General features: G+C 71.5%; 16 protein-coding genes. 4 read left to right on the plus strand and 12 right to left on the minus strand.

Annotated features, from left to right (window positions below; genetic code table 11):
- Nucleotides 1-4: 4 nt before the first annotated feature.
- The 3 genes from ACFWFZ_RS01930 to ACFWFZ_RS01940 all read right to left on the minus strand — a co-directional run bounded on the left by ACFWFZ_RS01930 (nt 5) and on the right by ACFWFZ_RS01940 (nt 1,841).
- On the minus strand, nt 5-916 hold the full coding sequence (locus ACFWFZ_RS01930; RefSeq protein ID WP_387115114.1) for a glycoside hydrolase family 19 protein: 912 nt from the start codon (nt 914-916) through the stop codon (nt 5-7).
- A gap of 141 nt (nt 917-1,057) precedes the next feature.
- Entirely contained in the window at nt 1,058-1,471 is a 414-nt protein-coding gene (locus ACFWFZ_RS01935; RefSeq protein WP_387115117.1) for a rodlin, read from the minus strand.
- A 178-nt stretch (nt 1,472-1,649) separates the two neighbouring features.
- Nucleotides 1,650-1,841, minus strand: a complete 192-nt coding sequence (locus ACFWFZ_RS01940) for a DUF5302 domain-containing protein (RefSeq protein ID WP_030654357.1) — start codon at nt 1,839-1,841, stop codon at nt 1,650-1,652.
- A 216-nt stretch (nt 1,842-2,057) separates the two neighbouring features.
- On the opposite strand from ACFWFZ_RS01940, the gene ACFWFZ_RS01945 reads away from it, so the two are divergent.
- On the plus strand, nt 2,058-3,419 hold the full coding sequence (locus tag ACFWFZ_RS01945) for an FAD-dependent oxidoreductase (RefSeq protein ID WP_387115120.1): 1,362 nt from the start codon (nt 2,058-2,060) through the stop codon (nt 3,417-3,419).
- A 77-nt stretch (nt 3,420-3,496) separates the two neighbouring features.
- Here the strand turns inward: ACFWFZ_RS01945 and ACFWFZ_RS01950 are convergent, their stop codons facing one another.
- Nucleotides 3,497-4,015, minus strand: a complete 519-nt coding sequence (locus tag ACFWFZ_RS01950) for a DinB family protein (protein WP_387115123.1) — start codon at nt 4,013-4,015, stop codon at nt 3,497-3,499.
- Between the two features lie 80 nt (nt 4,016-4,095).
- Nucleotides 4,096-5,670, minus strand: coding sequence for an MFS transporter (locus ACFWFZ_RS01955; RefSeq protein WP_387115126.1), 1,575 nt, complete (start codon nt 5,668-5,670; stop codon nt 4,096-4,098).
- Nucleotides 5,671-5,823: 153 nt separating this feature from the next.
- Here ACFWFZ_RS01955 and ACFWFZ_RS01960 point away from each other — a divergent pair, with 153 nt between their 5' ends.
- From ACFWFZ_RS01960 to ACFWFZ_RS01970, 3 genes are read left to right on the plus strand one after another with little or no spacing between them, the layout of a single operon-like run.
- Nucleotides 5,824-6,261 carry a MarR family winged helix-turn-helix transcriptional regulator gene (locus tag ACFWFZ_RS01960; protein ID WP_030654374.1) on the plus strand — a complete coding sequence of 146 codons (438 nt, stop codon included), beginning with the start codon at nt 5,824-5,826 and terminating at the stop codon, nt 6,259-6,261.
- Nucleotides 6,262-6,272: 11 nt separating this feature from the next.
- Nucleotides 6,273-6,668 carry a DUF4180 domain-containing protein gene (locus ACFWFZ_RS01965; RefSeq protein WP_387115130.1) on the plus strand — a complete coding sequence of 132 codons (396 nt, stop codon included), beginning with the start codon at nt 6,273-6,275 and terminating at the stop codon, nt 6,666-6,668.
- The gene (locus tag ACFWFZ_RS01970) at nt 6,665-7,240 is read left to right on the plus strand and encodes a HutD family protein (protein ID WP_387115133.1); all 576 of its coding nucleotides are present in this window, start codon (nt 6,665-6,667) and stop codon (nt 7,238-7,240) included. The genes ACFWFZ_RS01965 and ACFWFZ_RS01970 overlap by 4 nt, the downstream gene beginning before the upstream one ends.
- A 47-nt stretch (nt 7,241-7,287) precedes the next feature.
- Here the strand turns inward: ACFWFZ_RS01970 and ACFWFZ_RS01975 are convergent, their stop codons facing one another.
- The 7 genes from ACFWFZ_RS01975 to ACFWFZ_RS02005 all read right to left on the minus strand — a co-directional run bounded on the left by ACFWFZ_RS01975 (nt 7,288) and on the right by ACFWFZ_RS02005 (nt 12,602).
- Nucleotides 7,288-7,659: a peptidase inhibitor family I36 protein gene (locus ACFWFZ_RS01975; protein WP_387115136.1), complete on the minus strand. Its 372-nt coding sequence runs from the start codon at nt 7,657-7,659 to the stop codon at nt 7,288-7,290.
- Nucleotides 7,660-7,747: 88 nt separating this feature from the next.
- Nucleotides 7,748-8,935: a hypothetical protein gene (locus tag ACFWFZ_RS01980; RefSeq protein ID WP_387116263.1), complete on the minus strand. Its 1,188-nt coding sequence runs from the start codon at nt 8,933-8,935 to the stop codon at nt 7,748-7,750.
- 217 nt (nt 8,936-9,152) lie between these two features.
- Nucleotides 9,153-9,560 (minus strand): hypothetical protein, encoded by a 408-nt coding sequence (locus ACFWFZ_RS01985; protein ID WP_387115139.1) that lies wholly within the window; start codon nt 9,558-9,560, stop codon nt 9,153-9,155.
- Nucleotides 9,554-10,327: a M23 family metallopeptidase gene (locus ACFWFZ_RS01990; RefSeq protein WP_387115142.1), complete on the minus strand. Its 774-nt coding sequence runs from the start codon at nt 10,325-10,327 to the stop codon at nt 9,554-9,556. Before ACFWFZ_RS01990 ends, ACFWFZ_RS01985 begins: the two co-directional genes overlap by 7 nt.
- A gap of 68 nt (nt 10,328-10,395) precedes the next feature.
- Nucleotides 10,396-11,268 (minus strand): C40 family peptidase, encoded by an 873-nt coding sequence (locus ACFWFZ_RS01995; protein WP_387115145.1) that lies wholly within the window; start codon nt 11,266-11,268, stop codon nt 10,396-10,398.
- A 65-nt stretch (nt 11,269-11,333) separates the two neighbouring features.
- Nucleotides 11,334-11,912: an RNA polymerase sigma factor gene (locus tag ACFWFZ_RS02000; protein ID WP_387115148.1), complete on the minus strand. Its 579-nt coding sequence runs from the start codon at nt 11,910-11,912 to the stop codon at nt 11,334-11,336.
- 24 nt (nt 11,913-11,936) lie between these two features.
- Nucleotides 11,937-12,602 (minus strand): M15 family metallopeptidase, encoded by a 666-nt coding sequence (locus ACFWFZ_RS02005; protein WP_387115151.1) that lies wholly within the window; start codon nt 12,600-12,602, stop codon nt 11,937-11,939.
- Nucleotides 12,603-12,612 lie beyond the last annotated feature (10 nt).

A 12,612-nucleotide genomic window follows, 5' to 3' on the forward strand; every position in this document is an offset into this window, starting at 1 on the left:
CCCGTCAGCAGCTGAGGTTGTCGCCCGGGGTGACGCCGAGCAGCTGGGTGAAGCTCTGGTACTTCGAGATCCGGCTCTGGACCTGGGAGGGGTTGCCGCCGTTGCACTCCAGGGAGCCGTTGATCGAGCGGATCGTCTCGCCGAAGCCCGCGCCGTTCACCATGGCGGCGTGGGCGGTCATCGTGCCCGGGCCGTTCTGGGTGTTCCAGTACCAGAGCGCCGTCTTCATGGCGACGGCCGGGTCCTGCTCCACGAGGTAGGGGTTGGCCAGGAGGTTGATGCCGAGGGCGTCACCGGCCGCCTTGTAGTTGAAGTTCCAGCTGAGCTGGATGGGGCCGCGGCCGTAGTAGGCGGCCTGACCGGCAGGACAGCCGTACGGCTGGGTCGCGTCGCAGTAGTGGGGGTAGTTGGCGGTGTTCTGCTCCACGATGTGGACGAGGCCGCCGGTCTCGTGGGAGACGTTCGCGAGGAACGCGGCGGCCTCGCGCCGCTTCACGGTGTCGTCGCCGGTCTTGGCGAAGCCGGGGTAGGCGGACAGTGCCGCGACCAGGCCGTTGTAGGTGTAGAAGGGGTTCCGGTTCGGGAACATCTGGTGGAACTGGGCCTCGGAGACCACGAATCCGGACGGATCGGGGTCCGGGTCCTGGCCCCCGCCGCCGCAGACGCCCTGGTCCGACCAGACGCCCCACTGGCCGGTGGTGCCGGGGGTCTCGCCCTGGGTCCACCACTTGGCCTGCCAGTTGTGGCCGCCGTACGAGGCGCTCATGCCGTTCGTGTAGACGGCCGACGAGGCCCAGGGGGAGGAGCAGGGGGCCGCGGCGGCGGCGTGGGAGGCGGGGAGGGCGATGGCGAGACCAGCCGTGACAGCCGCGGCGGCGACCAGGCTGAGGGCGCGGCGGCGAAGCGCACGTATCACGTAACTGCTCCTTCAGTGGGGGGACTTGGGGGAGAGGCAATGACGCCCACTGAAACGGAATGGTCTGAACCTGTCAAGGTCTAGACCAAAGGAAAGCGCCGGTGTCACGCGTCACGCGTGACACCGGCGCGGATGATCCGATCAGCTGCCGGCGGAGAGGTTGCCGGAGAGGACCGGGATGTTGCTGGCGATGTGCGAGAGGGACTCGTCGCCCTTGGCCTGGGTGGAGTTCTCGGCGCACTGCTGGTTCTGCGGGTTGGACAGGACGTTGACGTCCTGGACGCCGACGTTGGCGATGATCGCGAGCAGGGACTGGGCGTTGACCTTGGCCGGCAGGCCGACGCAGAGCTTGTTGAGGGAGCCCTGGATCGCACCGAGCTGCGGGCTCATGTTGCCGCGGGTCTCCTGGTTGCCGTAGATCTGCGCCGCGTCGTTGCCGTTCACGGTGTTGACGCCGTTGTCGTTGCCGATCGCCATCGCGGGCGAGGCGACGGCGGCACCCGCGCCGAGCACGGCGGCGGTGGCGGCGGCGGTGGCCATGAACTTCTTGAGCATCTGGGGGATCCTTCGGTCGCACTGTCGCGTGAGATAGCTGCCCACGGCGGGACGTGCTGATCAACTGCTGACGGTGCCCGGGGTTATGCCCCCTCACCCGAGTGGCCCAGTGGTCCGCCGGGCCGACCCGGCCCCGCCGCCGCGGGCGGGCCGGGCCGGGCTCCCGGCGTTCGGGGGCTCAGCCGCTCTTGCGGCGGACCTTCTTGTTCTTGCCGCTCGCGGCGCTGCTGGAGCCCTGGACCTTGGCCCGGTTCTGATGGGACTGCTGTGAGTGCGCCTTCGCGGCGTTGCGCTCCAGGGCCTCCCGGAACCGGCGCTTGGCCGCTTCGGCCGGGGACTCGTCCTGCGGGGTGCCTGCTTCGTCAGCCATTCGTCCTCCTGGAGTGATCAAGCCGCCCCAGTCTGTCAGCCGCTGTACGTGCTGACCAGCGAGTTCCTTGAGACCCAAGGATGACTTGGGGAGGTCATAAGATTGGATTATGGGGTCATAAAGCGACACCGGGTGCCGGGTTAGGTTTACCTTCGTTTAGGGTTCCCTTTGATCCGCCTTGATCCACCTTGCCGTCGCTCGAAGGGAACCCCTGCCATGCCTCGCCCTCTGCGGGTAGCAATCGTCGGAGCCGGCCCGGCCGGCATCTACGCCGCCGACGCGCTGCTGAAGTCCGAGGCCGCCGTCGATCCCGGTGTGTCCATAGACATCTTCGAGCGCATGCCCGCCCCCTTCGGCCTGATCCGCTACGGCGTCGCCCCCGACCACCCGCGCATCAAGGGCATCATCACGGCCCTGCACCAGGTGCTCGACAAGCCGCAGGTCCGCCTCTTCGGCAACGTCGACTACCCGGGCGACATCAGCCTTGACGAGCTGCGGTCCTTCTACGACGCCGTGATCTTCTCCACGGGCGCCACGGCCGACCGCTCCCTCGACATCCCCGGCGTCGACCTCGACGGCTCCTACGGTGCCGCCGACTTCGTCTCCTGGTACGACGGCCACCCGGACGTGCCGCGCACCTGGCCGCTGGAGGCCGAGAAGGTCGCCGTGCTCGGCGTCGGCAACGTGGCCCTGGACGTCGCGCGCATCCTCGCGAAGACGGCCGACGAACTGCTGCCCACCGAGATCCCGGCCAACGTCTACGACGGCCTCAAGGCCAACAAGGCCCTTGAGGTGCACGTCTTCGGCCGCCGCGGTCCGGCCCAGGCCAAGTTCAGCCCCATGGAGCTGCGCGAACTGGACCACTCGCCCAACATCGAGGTCATCGTCAACCCCGAGGACATCGACTACGACGACGGCTCGATTGCCGAGCGGCGCGGGAACAAGCAGACCGACATGGTCGCCAAGACCCTGGAGAACTGGGCGATCCGCGACATCGGCGACCGGCCGCACAAGCTGTTCCTGCACTTCTTCGAGTCGCCCTCCGAGATCCTCGGCGAGGACGGCAAGGTCGTGGGTCTGCGGACCGAGCGCACCGAGCTGGACGGCACCGGCAACGTCAAGGGCACCGGCCGGTTCACCGACTGGGACGTGCAGTCCGTGTACCGCGCGGTCGGCTACCTCTCCGACGAGCTGCCCAAGCTTCCCTGGGACGTCGAGTCCGGCACGGTCCCGGACGAGGGCGGCCGCGTCATCGACGCCGGCGGCCCCATGCAGTCGACGTACGTCACCGGCTGGATCCGGCGCGGCCCGATCGGCCTGATCGGCCACACCAAGGGCGACGCGAACGAGACCGTCGCGAACCTGCTCGCCGACCACGCGGAGGGCCGCCTGGGCACGCCGGCGTCGCCCGAGCCGGCCGCGGTGGAGGACTTCCTCGCCGAGCGCAGCGTCCGCTACACGACGTGGGAGGGCTGGTACCGGCTGGACGCGGCCGAGAAGGCCCTCGGCGAGCCCCAGGGCCGTGCGCGCGTGAAGATCGTGGAGCGCGAGGAGATGCTCGACGCGAGCGGGGCCTGACCCACGAGGGGGCGGCCGCCCGAACGGGTGACCGCCCCCTTCGCGTGCCGAGGGGTGGGACGGGACCCGCGGGCGGTTCAGGATCCGCGGCGCCGCTCCAGTACGCCGCGTACGTAGGCCGCCTGACCGGCATGCTGGAGGTCGTCGGCGAGCACGCTGACCAGGCGCACCCCGAGAGTGACCGGGGGGTCCCAGCGCTCGTCGACCACCCGGTCCAGGTCGGCGGCCGAGAGCCCCCGGACGAACCCGAGGGTCTGTTCGTGAACCTCGTCGAAGTAGCCCAGGAGCAGTTCGCCCGAGTCCACCCGGACGGTGCCCGCCTGCTGCGCGGACTGGCCGTAGCCGGTGGCCGCGGCGGGCAGCGGCAGGCCGAACCGGTCCGCCCAGCCCCCGGTCAGCCACACCTGTTCCAGGCCCGCGGCGGCCGCGATGTGGTCGTCCTGGATCCGGGTCAGGTGCCAGACCAGCCAGGTGATCGAGTTCGCCTCCGGGTCGACGCGGGCGTCCAGGAGCTCCGCCGGCACCCCGTCCACCGCCTCGTGCACGACCTCCCGGATCCGACCGAACCCGTCCGCGATGACGTCCGTAGCCTTCATGCACCCACCATGCAAGGCCCGGCGGCCCGCCCGGCGCGAACGACACGCGGGGGCGGGCCGCCGGGCCGGCGGTCACGGGGTCAGCCGACGGCGTCGGCCTTCGGGGGCGCGGCGGTCGCTGCCGCCTCGGTTGCCGCGGCGCCGGTCGCTGCAGCTTCGGTCGCGGCCGGTTCGGATGCGGCCGGTTCGGATGCGGCGAGCCGCTCGGGGGTCGCACCGACGGGCTTGTGGCCGTCGCGCAGGCCGAGCCAGCCGATCACCCCGACCAGGGCGAAGGCCACGGCCCCGACCGCGAAGGTGAGGGTGAAGCCCGACTCGGCGGGCAGCGGGGGAACCCCCGCGGGCAGGTGCTCGATGCTCTTGGACGCCAGGATCGTGGTCACGACGGCACTGCCGATCGCACTGCCCGTCGAGCGGGAGATCGAGTTGATGCCGTTGGCGATGCCGCTCTGGTGCGGCGGGACGCTCGACATGATCACGGCGGGCATGGCGGCGTAGCCGAAGCTGACGGCCGCACCGACGACCAGGCCGGAGCCGATCACCGAGAAGGCGTGGCTGTGGTCGACGACGAGCCAGGCGAAGCCGACCGCGCCCAGCGCGGCGGCCATGCCCAGCGCCACGCGCGGCCCGCGGTGCCGCACGATCCGGCCGCCGACGGGCGAGGCGAGCAGCGAGACGATCGCGCTGGGCAGCAGGAACTCCACGGAGGCGCGCAGGATCGACGCGTCGAAGCCGTAGCCGGTGAGCGCCTCGGGCATCTGTACGAGGTACGAGACGCCGAGGAAGCTCGCGAACATGCCGAAGCCGACGAGGAGACCGGACAGGTTGGCCATGAGGACGGGGCGGTGCACGAACATCTTCATGTCGACCAGGGGCTCGCGGACCCTGAGCTCGGTGACGACCCACACGGCGGCCATGACGGCGGCGCCGGCGAAGCTGCCCAGCGTGCGGCCGGAGGTCCAGCCCCACTCGTGGCCCTGCGAGATCGCCAGCAGGAGCAGCAGCAGCGCGGCACCGAGGGTCAGCGCGCCGAGGACGTCGGTGCGGCCGCCCGTCTTGGTGCGGGTGGCGGGAACGAGTACGACCACCGCGAGCAGGGCGAGGACCGCGAGGCCGGTCGCCATCCAGAAGGCGTTGCGGTAGTCCGAGCCGGGGCCGGAGGTGAGCAGTCCGGTCGCGACGAGCGCAAGGCCGCTGCCGAACGCGAGCGTGCCGCTGACCAACGCCATCGCACCGGGCAGCTTCTGCGGGCGGACTTCCTCGCGCAGTACCGAGAGCGCCAGCGGGAAGATCGCGGTGGCGGCGCCCTGGAGGACGCGGCCCACGATCAGCAGCGGGAGCGAGGAGGCCAGCGCCGTGAGGACGGAGCCGGCGACCATCACGCCGAGGACGGCCACCAGCGTGGGCTTCTTGCCGTGCTGGTCGCCGAACCGGCCGAGGAGCGGGGTGAAGACGGCCGCCGACAGCAGGGTGGCGGTGGTCACCCAGCTCACGCCGGCCGTCGAGGTGCCCAGGTCGTCGCGGATCAGGCCGAGGATGGGGACCGGCAGGGTCTGCATCATCGACACGACCATCGCGGCGAGGCTCAGGGCGAGGACGACGACCGTCTCGCCCCGCTGTCCGGAGGCCGGGGTGGCTGGGAAGGGGGTGCTCATGGCTGCGGGGACCTTCTTCGTGTTTCGGAGCTGAAGAGCTTCGGAACGGCGATGATTGATGTCATCAAGTAACTTGATCGAAGGTAGGGGTCGATATTTGATGTAGTCAAGTAAACAATTGATAATGTCAAGCATCCTGAGTAGGCTCGGAGTATGAGCGAGACCGCCACACACGCCCCCACGAAGGTCCAGCTGCTGGAGCTGCTCGCCGCCATCGGCACCGCCCAGTGGCGCGAGTTCGCCGCGGCCGCGGCCCAGCACGGCCTCACTCCCACCCAGGCCCGGGTGCTCGCGCAGCTGGACGGCCCCGTGCCCATGCGGGGCCTCGCCGTCCTGCTGGTCTGTGACGCGTCCAATGTGACGGGCATCGTGGACCGCCTGGAGGCCCGCGAGCTGGTGCGCCGCGAGCCGGACCCCGCCGACCGGCGCGTCAAGAACGTGGTGGCGACGGAGGCGGGCCGACAGGTCATCCGCCGCGTACGCGAGGAGATGCAGGCGGCCCACGGGGCGCTCGACACCCTCGACGAGGCCGAGAGCGCTACGCTCTACGCCCTGCTGGCCCGCCTGCGCCCGTCAATGGAGAAGAGCTAGTCTCGACCCCCGTGGACACTCTTCAGACGATCAACGACGTGCCCGTCCTGATGTGCGGGGCCGAAGGCGAGACCATCGCGGGTGAACGCGAGGCCCTGGACTGTATCGGCAACGCCTCGTACCAGGGCGCCGAGTGGGCGGTCATCCCCGTGGAACGCTTCGACGAGGCGTTCTTCCGGCTGAGCACCCGGGTCGCGGGCGACATCATCCAGAAGTTCGCCCAGTACCGGGTGGGCGTCGTGGTCCTCGGCGACATCTCCCCTCACACGGCGGCCAGCGCGGCGCTGCGGGACTTCGTCCGCGAGTGCAACCGGGGGCGGCAGACGTGGTTCCTCGCCGACGCCGAGGAACTGCGCGAGCGGCTGACCGGGGCCGGTACCGGGGTCGGGTCCGGGACGGGAGCGTGAACGGCGGCGAAGTCCGCGTCCTGCGCGCGGCCGACCGCCCCGCCGCCGTGTGGAAGAACGGCGGAGGAGTCACCCGGGAGATCGCCGCGTGGCCCGTGGGCGCGGGCATGGACTCCTTCCGCTGGCGGGCGAGCCTGGCCGAGGTGGCCGCGGACGGCCCCTTCTCGGCCTTCCCCGGGATCGACCGCACCCTCACGCTCGCCGAGGGCGCGGGCATGGACCTCGTGGTGGGCGGCGTGCACCGGCTCGTGGACGAACGCTTCGCGCCGCAGGACTTCGCGGGGGACGAGCCGACCGACTGCCGGCTCATCTCCGGCCCCGTCGTGAACTTCAACGTGATGTACCGCCGGGGCGCGGCGACGGCCGAGACCGCGGTCGTCCGGGGCCGGCTCACCGCGGCCGCCGAACCCGGCGAGACCCTGCTGGTCGTCGCCCTCGACGGCCCGGCGACGCTCGAAGCCGCGTGGGGCCCGGGCCACACCCTGGGCCCGTACGACGCGGCCCTCGCGCGGGGTGCGTTCACCGGACGCCTGCGGACCGACGGCCGCGCGGCCGTGGTCCGCCTGCGGTAGGTCGTGTCCGGTCGCCCGCACCAACTTGCACGCGCGTCACGCAGGACCTAGCACTCTCCGCGCCACGTCACCTTGTTGATGACGGCGTCGTGGTTGAAGTTCAGGCCGTAGTGGCCCGGGCCGGGGTAGTAGTGGACACACTCCGAGCCGCTACCGATGCCCTTCCACTCGACCTGGATGTGGTCGAGGCCGGGAAGGGGTGCGCCGTTGTTGAAGATGGACCGGCCGGTCACCCTGCCCGACCAGTTGCCGTCCGACTTCAGGACGAGCTGCCCCGTCCCGTAGTCACCCGAGTAGATGCAGAAGTAGCCCTTGTCACAGCCCGGCGGAACCCCCGCGGCCGAGGCCGTCGGCGCCGCCCCCAGTACGCAGGCGGTCGCCGCCGCCGCGGCCAGGGCTCCACGTGCATGCTTGTTCATCACAGTTCTCCTTGTCGAGGGTTGTCTCACCACGGGGGACGGCAGGTCGGCACGAGCCGTATGAGCCCGGGCCGTTCCCACCGCCCGGTCAGCAGACCGGCACTCCGGGCACCTGGTTCTCCGGCACGCTGAGATAGATGTTGGTCATGTAGCCGCCGTACTGCGGCAGTTGCGCCCACCAGTCGTTGACGTAGGGCGGTTGGCTGACCTGCTGCCCGCGCTTCTGGCAGCCGACCAGGACCTCGACTCCCGCGGGCAGCGTGGTGATCGCGCCGGAGGTGGTCGTCGCCTGCGTGCGGACCCGGACCCCGCTGCCCCAGGTGCCGATCCACGTACCGGCGGGGCGGGAGGCGCCGGGGACGTTCAGCGAACGGGTCAGCCGCCCGATGTCCGTGTAGGCCTTGCCGTAGGACGTTCCGCCGGGGTGCAGGGTGAAGACCGCCACGATGGAACGGTCGCCCGCGCCCACCACGCCCGTCGTGTGCAGTGCCGGACGGGAGAGGTCCACGACCTCGGCGCCCGCCGACGTCCGGGCAGCCGTTCCCGCCGGTTCCCCGGCGGCCTCGGCGGCCTTCGCGGTCGGTGCCGTGCAGCCGCCCGAACTGAAGCCCGACCAGCCTTGCTTGACGGCCCAGGGGCGGTTGAAGGAGCCGGCGATGCCGAAGTGCTGGTCGTAGCCGTCGGCGGCGCAGCGGGTGGACTGCCGCAGGTCACCGAGGAGGTAGTCGCGTGTCGCCGCCGGGGCGGAGTCCAGCAGATAGCGGTAGATCTTCACGGTGTCACGGGCCGAGAGAGCCGTGTAGCCCCAGTAGCCGGGGTGGGTGGACGGCGGCCGGGCGGTGTCCGTCAGGCCGAGCCGGGTGACCATCCGGTCGACGATCGCCCCCGAGCCGTTGTTCGACCAGAACGTGCTCGCAGCCGTGTCGTCGCTGCCGCGCAGCATGGTGTCGATCCGGGCCCGGTCGGCGGCCGACAGGGCGTCGGGGCTGCGGTTCCAGAGCACGTCCAGGGCGATCAGCAGCTTCACCACCGACGCGGACCTGAACTGTGCGGCGGTGTTCAGCTGTTCGGTGAAGGTGCCGGTCTGGCGGTCGAAGACGGCGACGCCCGCCGTCACCCCGGCAGGCACGTCGGCTTGAACCGCCGCCGGGCGCGCCGACGGGGCCTCGGCGGCGGCGACGACGGAGACGGTGGTCGCGGTGGTGCACAGGAGCGCGGCGAGGGCGGCGGTCAGCCCGGCCGCCCGCACCGCGCTCCGTGTGCTGCTCAAGGTCATCATGGTCGTCCTCGGGATCGGTGGAGAGGGAAGTGGAGCTGGTGGTGGCGGTGGAGCCGGAGACGCGTCGCCCGCCCCCCACGCAGGACGGGGGCGCGCCCCGCGCCGTATGAAGCCCGAACGAGAGCCCGAACGAGAGCCGGAACGAGAGCCGGAACGCCGGATGCCCCCGGGCCTGGCATGGTCCCGGGGGCATCCGGTCGGTGCGGGCCGTCGTTCAGCAGTTCGGCAGACCCGAGTCCGGCTCGTCGTTGCCGCCTCCGACGAGGAAGATCTCGCTCATGTATGCGGACGGGGCCATGCCCACCGCCGGGGTCTTGACCCACCAGGTGTGCCAGTAGCCGCCGTAGGTCGCACGGCCGCCCTTGACCTGGCACTGCACCCTGAGGACGCCGCCGGCGGGCGACGTGGAGGTGACCGGGGCCTGCGGATCGGGGGCGGAACGCAGATTGACGTTCGAGCCCCAGATCGGGCACAGGAACGTGCCCGGGTAGTTCCGGTCGGGGGTGCAGGGCGCCGAGTCGGCGGCCCGCGCGGACGAGGTGAGGCCGGGGGAGAGGAGCAGCGCGGCGGCCAGAGCCACCGCCGCGGCACCGCTCGTAGCGGCGTGAGCGGCGGTCAGCATGTGCCCACCCCCGGCAGCCAGGCGGCGGGGTGGTCGATGTAGATGTTGGAGACGTAGCCGCCGAGCGCCGGGATGTAGGACCAGGCGTCGTTGGTGTAGCCCTCGGCGGTGACCGTGTCGCCGCGCTTCTGGCACTGCACGTAGACCGGCGTCGGCCCGGTCAGCGTGCGCACGACCGCCGCGCCCAGCCGGGCGTCGGCGCGCACCCGGACCGATGTGCCCCAGGTGGTGAAGTTCGTGCCGGGCGTTCCGCTGCCCGGGGTGCACGGCAGGCTCACACCGCGCGCGGCCAGATAGGCGACGGGGTCCATGCCCCGGGTGCTGGCCGTGGAGGCGTGCGCCTCGAAGTGCAGGTGCGGCCCCGTGGACTGGCCCTCGGAGCCCATGCGCGCGATCAGCTGACCGCTGCTCACCCGCTGGTTCACGGAGACGAGACGCTCGTACATGTGGCCGTACTCGGTGACGGTGCCGTCGTCGTGCTTGATGCGGATCCACTGGCCGTAGCCGCTGGCGGTGCCGGAGACGATGACGGTGCCGGGCCCGGTGGAGTGGATCGGCGTACCCAGGCTGTTGGCGATGTCGACGCCGTCGTGGCCGGAGTGCCACCCCTGGGTCACCGTGCCGGCCGTCGGGCAGGAACCGGCGTAGCCGGCGGCCTTGGCGGGCGGGGCGGCGGCCGCCTGGCCGGCCGCGAGCGGGACCAGCCCGGCCGCGGCGACCGTGGCGACGAGCATGCCGATGGACGTGGTGCGCTTGAGTGCGCGCATGGCGGAATCTCCTCTGTGAGCGATATAGGCGATATGAGGGATAGGTGAGGCGTGAGGGATGCGGTGGGTCAGCAGTTGGGAACCCCGGGCAGCCAGGCCGCCGGGTCGTTGATGTAGATGTTCGAGATCCATGCCTTGTACTGGGGCAGGTACGACCAGGCGTCGTTGGAGTAGCCCTCGGCGGTGACCATCTCCCCGTGTACCTGGCACAGCACGTCCACGGCCGTGGGGCCGGGCAGCCGGGCGACGGGAGGCCGCTGGGTGCCGGGATCGGGACGCAGGCTCACATCGGTGCCCCAGGTCATGAACCGCTTGGTGTCCGCGGGCGGCTGCCCGGTGCCGGCGATGCGCAGGGCGCCCGCGTACTGGGAGTTCAGCCGTACGTCGCTGACCATCACGAGCGTCCCCGACTCCCGGGCCTCGACCATCTTGCCGTTGCCGAGGTAGACGGCGATGTGGTGGACGCTGCCGAGGTTGGCCGGGTCCGACCCCCACAGCAGCAGATCGCCCGGCTGCAACGGGGCGGTCCCCTGGGCGCCGGTGAACCGGGCGGTGGCGCCGCTCCACCGGGCCTGGTTCCACGTCCCCTCGGGCAGGGCGATGCCGGCTCCCTGCCAGGCCGCGTACTGCACCAGGTGCGAGCAGTCGAAGCCCCTCACCTGGCTGTCGTGGGCGCCGGGGCCGCCGCCGGGATAGTCCTGACCGTACGTCGGCCCGTGGACGGAACCGCCACCCCATGAGTACGGCACCCCGATCTGTGAGCACGCGGCGTTGACGATCGCCTGTGCCTGGGCGGGCGCGTCCGCCAGGGGACGGCAGGCGGCGGCCGCGGCCGCCGAGGAGACCGGCGATGAGGCGGCCATCGCCGTACCGGTACAGGTCAACGCGGTGGCGAGCAGCAGCCCTCCTGCCGTCGCGAGTGTGCGGTTGGAGCGGTGCATGGGTTCCCCCTCGGGTGGTCGGTGCGATGTGCGCAGGTGCTGTACGGGTCGGCGGCGTCCGGTTCCTATGTGGCGAGCGCGGCGCGGATCTTGGCGAGGCCGCGCATACGGTTGCGCTGCACCGTGCCGCGGTGTGCGCCGAGCCGTTCCCCCGCCATGTCGTGGGTCAGGCCCTCGATGTCGACCAGGATCACGGCCGCCGCCTCCTTGGGGGACAGCCCGCGCAGCAGCGCGGCCGTCACCGCCTCGGCCTCCCTGCCGGCGAAGCCGCCGTCCCAGCCGCGTTCCGGCAGCCGGTCGGTGCAGCGCTCCTGGCGCGAGGGGTGCCGCCACCGATCGCGCAGCAGGTTCTGCGCCGCCGCGCAGGTGTAGGCGTACGGCTGCTGCTGACGCGTCAGGGTGTGGGCGCGTGCCCGGCGGGAGAGTCTCAGGTACGTCTCCTGCAGCAGGTCGTCGGCGTCGTGCGGATTGCCGGTCAGGGCCAGCAGTCGGCGCCGCAGCCTCGGCATCACGGCGGTGAACGCCTCGTCGAACTCGGCGGTGGTCATGTGGTCGGTGAATGCCGTCGTGCTCGCGCTCGGCGTCGTGGTCTCGGAAGTCTCGGACGACGTGGTCGTCGGCGTTGCGATGCGGGTGTTCTCCACGGTGTCCCCCCGGGGCCGGCTGTCTCAGTCTGTGGTTGGGCTCAGCGAGGCGGGACCGTACTTGGCCGCCGGCGCATCGGTCAGGAGCGCCCAGTACCGGTCCCCGTACGACCAGTGCCACCACTCGGTCGGGTAGTTGACGAACCCCGCGGCCGTCATGGCGCGGCCCATCGCCGCCCGGTTGGCACGGGCGTCGGTGCCGACATTGAGCGCGGCGGTGCGGCAGCCGCCCCCGCTCTCCTCGGGAGTGGCGTTGACCTCCGTACCGAGAGGCAGTTCGGCGCCGTCGTCGGTGCACAGCGTCAGGTCCACCGCACCGCCGCTGACGTGCGGGGCGACCTCCGGGGGCGAGATGTACGCGCTGGCCAGCTCGCGAATCCGGTCCGGTGCGGCGTCCGGATGCGCCGTGCGCAGCGTCGCCGCGTACTCGTCGAAGTAGCGGCGCTGCAGGGCGGGCGGCCGGAAGCCCTCCACCATCAGCAGGCGGATGCCCGGGGGCAGCGCCTCCTGTGCGAGCAGGAGCCGGCGCAGCACGTCGGCGCGCAGATGCGCGTACGAGCCGTCGTGGTCGGTCTTCCGCGCGTCGACCCGCAGTGCGGCGACCTCCCGGGCGTCGACCAGGGGTTCACCGTTGTCGGTGACACGCGTGGCGGCGACCCGGGGGTCCGAGAGCAGGATGATGTCCGTCACGCTCACAGCG

It is taken from the genome of Streptomyces sp. NPDC060232 (assembly GCF_042726555.1).
Taxonomy (GTDB): Bacteria; Actinomycetota; Actinomycetes; order Streptomycetales; family Streptomycetaceae; genus Streptomyces.

Excerpts from the sequence above, each read along its gene's own strand:
- ACFWFZ_RS01935 (WP_387115117.1), bottom strand. The coding sequence starts at position 1,471 with ATGCTCAAGAAGTTCATGGCCACCGCCGCCGCCACCGCCGCCGTGCTC.
- ACFWFZ_RS01940 (WP_030654357.1), bottom strand. The coding sequence starts at position 1,841 with ATGGCTGACGAAGCAGGCACCCCGCAGGACGAGTCCCCGGCCGAAGCG.
- ACFWFZ_RS01945 (WP_387115120.1), top strand. The coding sequence starts at position 2,058 with ATGCCTCGCCCTCTGCGGGTAGCAATCGTCGGAGCCGGCCCGGCCGGC.
- ACFWFZ_RS01950 (WP_387115123.1), bottom strand. The coding sequence starts at position 4,015 with ATGAAGGCTACGGACGTCATCGCGGACGGGTTCGGTCGGATCCGGGAG.
- ACFWFZ_RS01955 (WP_387115126.1), bottom strand. The coding sequence starts at position 5,670 with ATGAGCACCCCCTTCCCAGCCACCCCGGCCTCCGGACAGCGGGGCGAG.
- ACFWFZ_RS01960 (WP_030654374.1), top strand. The coding sequence starts at position 5,824 with ATGAGCGAGACCGCCACACACGCCCCCACGAAGGTCCAGCTGCTGGAG.
- ACFWFZ_RS01975 (WP_387115136.1), bottom strand. The coding sequence starts at position 7,659 with ATGAACAAGCATGCACGTGGAGCCCTGGCCGCGGCGGCGGCGACCGCC.
- ACFWFZ_RS01980 (WP_387116263.1), bottom strand. The coding sequence starts at position 8,935 with ATGACCTTGAGCAGCACACGGAGCGCGGTGCGGGCGGCCGGGCTGACC.
- ACFWFZ_RS01985 (WP_387115139.1), bottom strand. The coding sequence starts at position 9,560 with ATGCTGACCGCCGCTCACGCCGCTACGAGCGGTGCCGCGGCGGTGGCT.
- ACFWFZ_RS01990 (WP_387115142.1), bottom strand. The coding sequence starts at position 10,327 with ATGCGCGCACTCAAGCGCACCACGTCCATCGGCATGCTCGTCGCCACG.
- ACFWFZ_RS01995 (WP_387115145.1), bottom strand. The coding sequence starts at position 11,268 with ATGCACCGCTCCAACCGCACACTCGCGACGGCAGGAGGGCTGCTGCTC.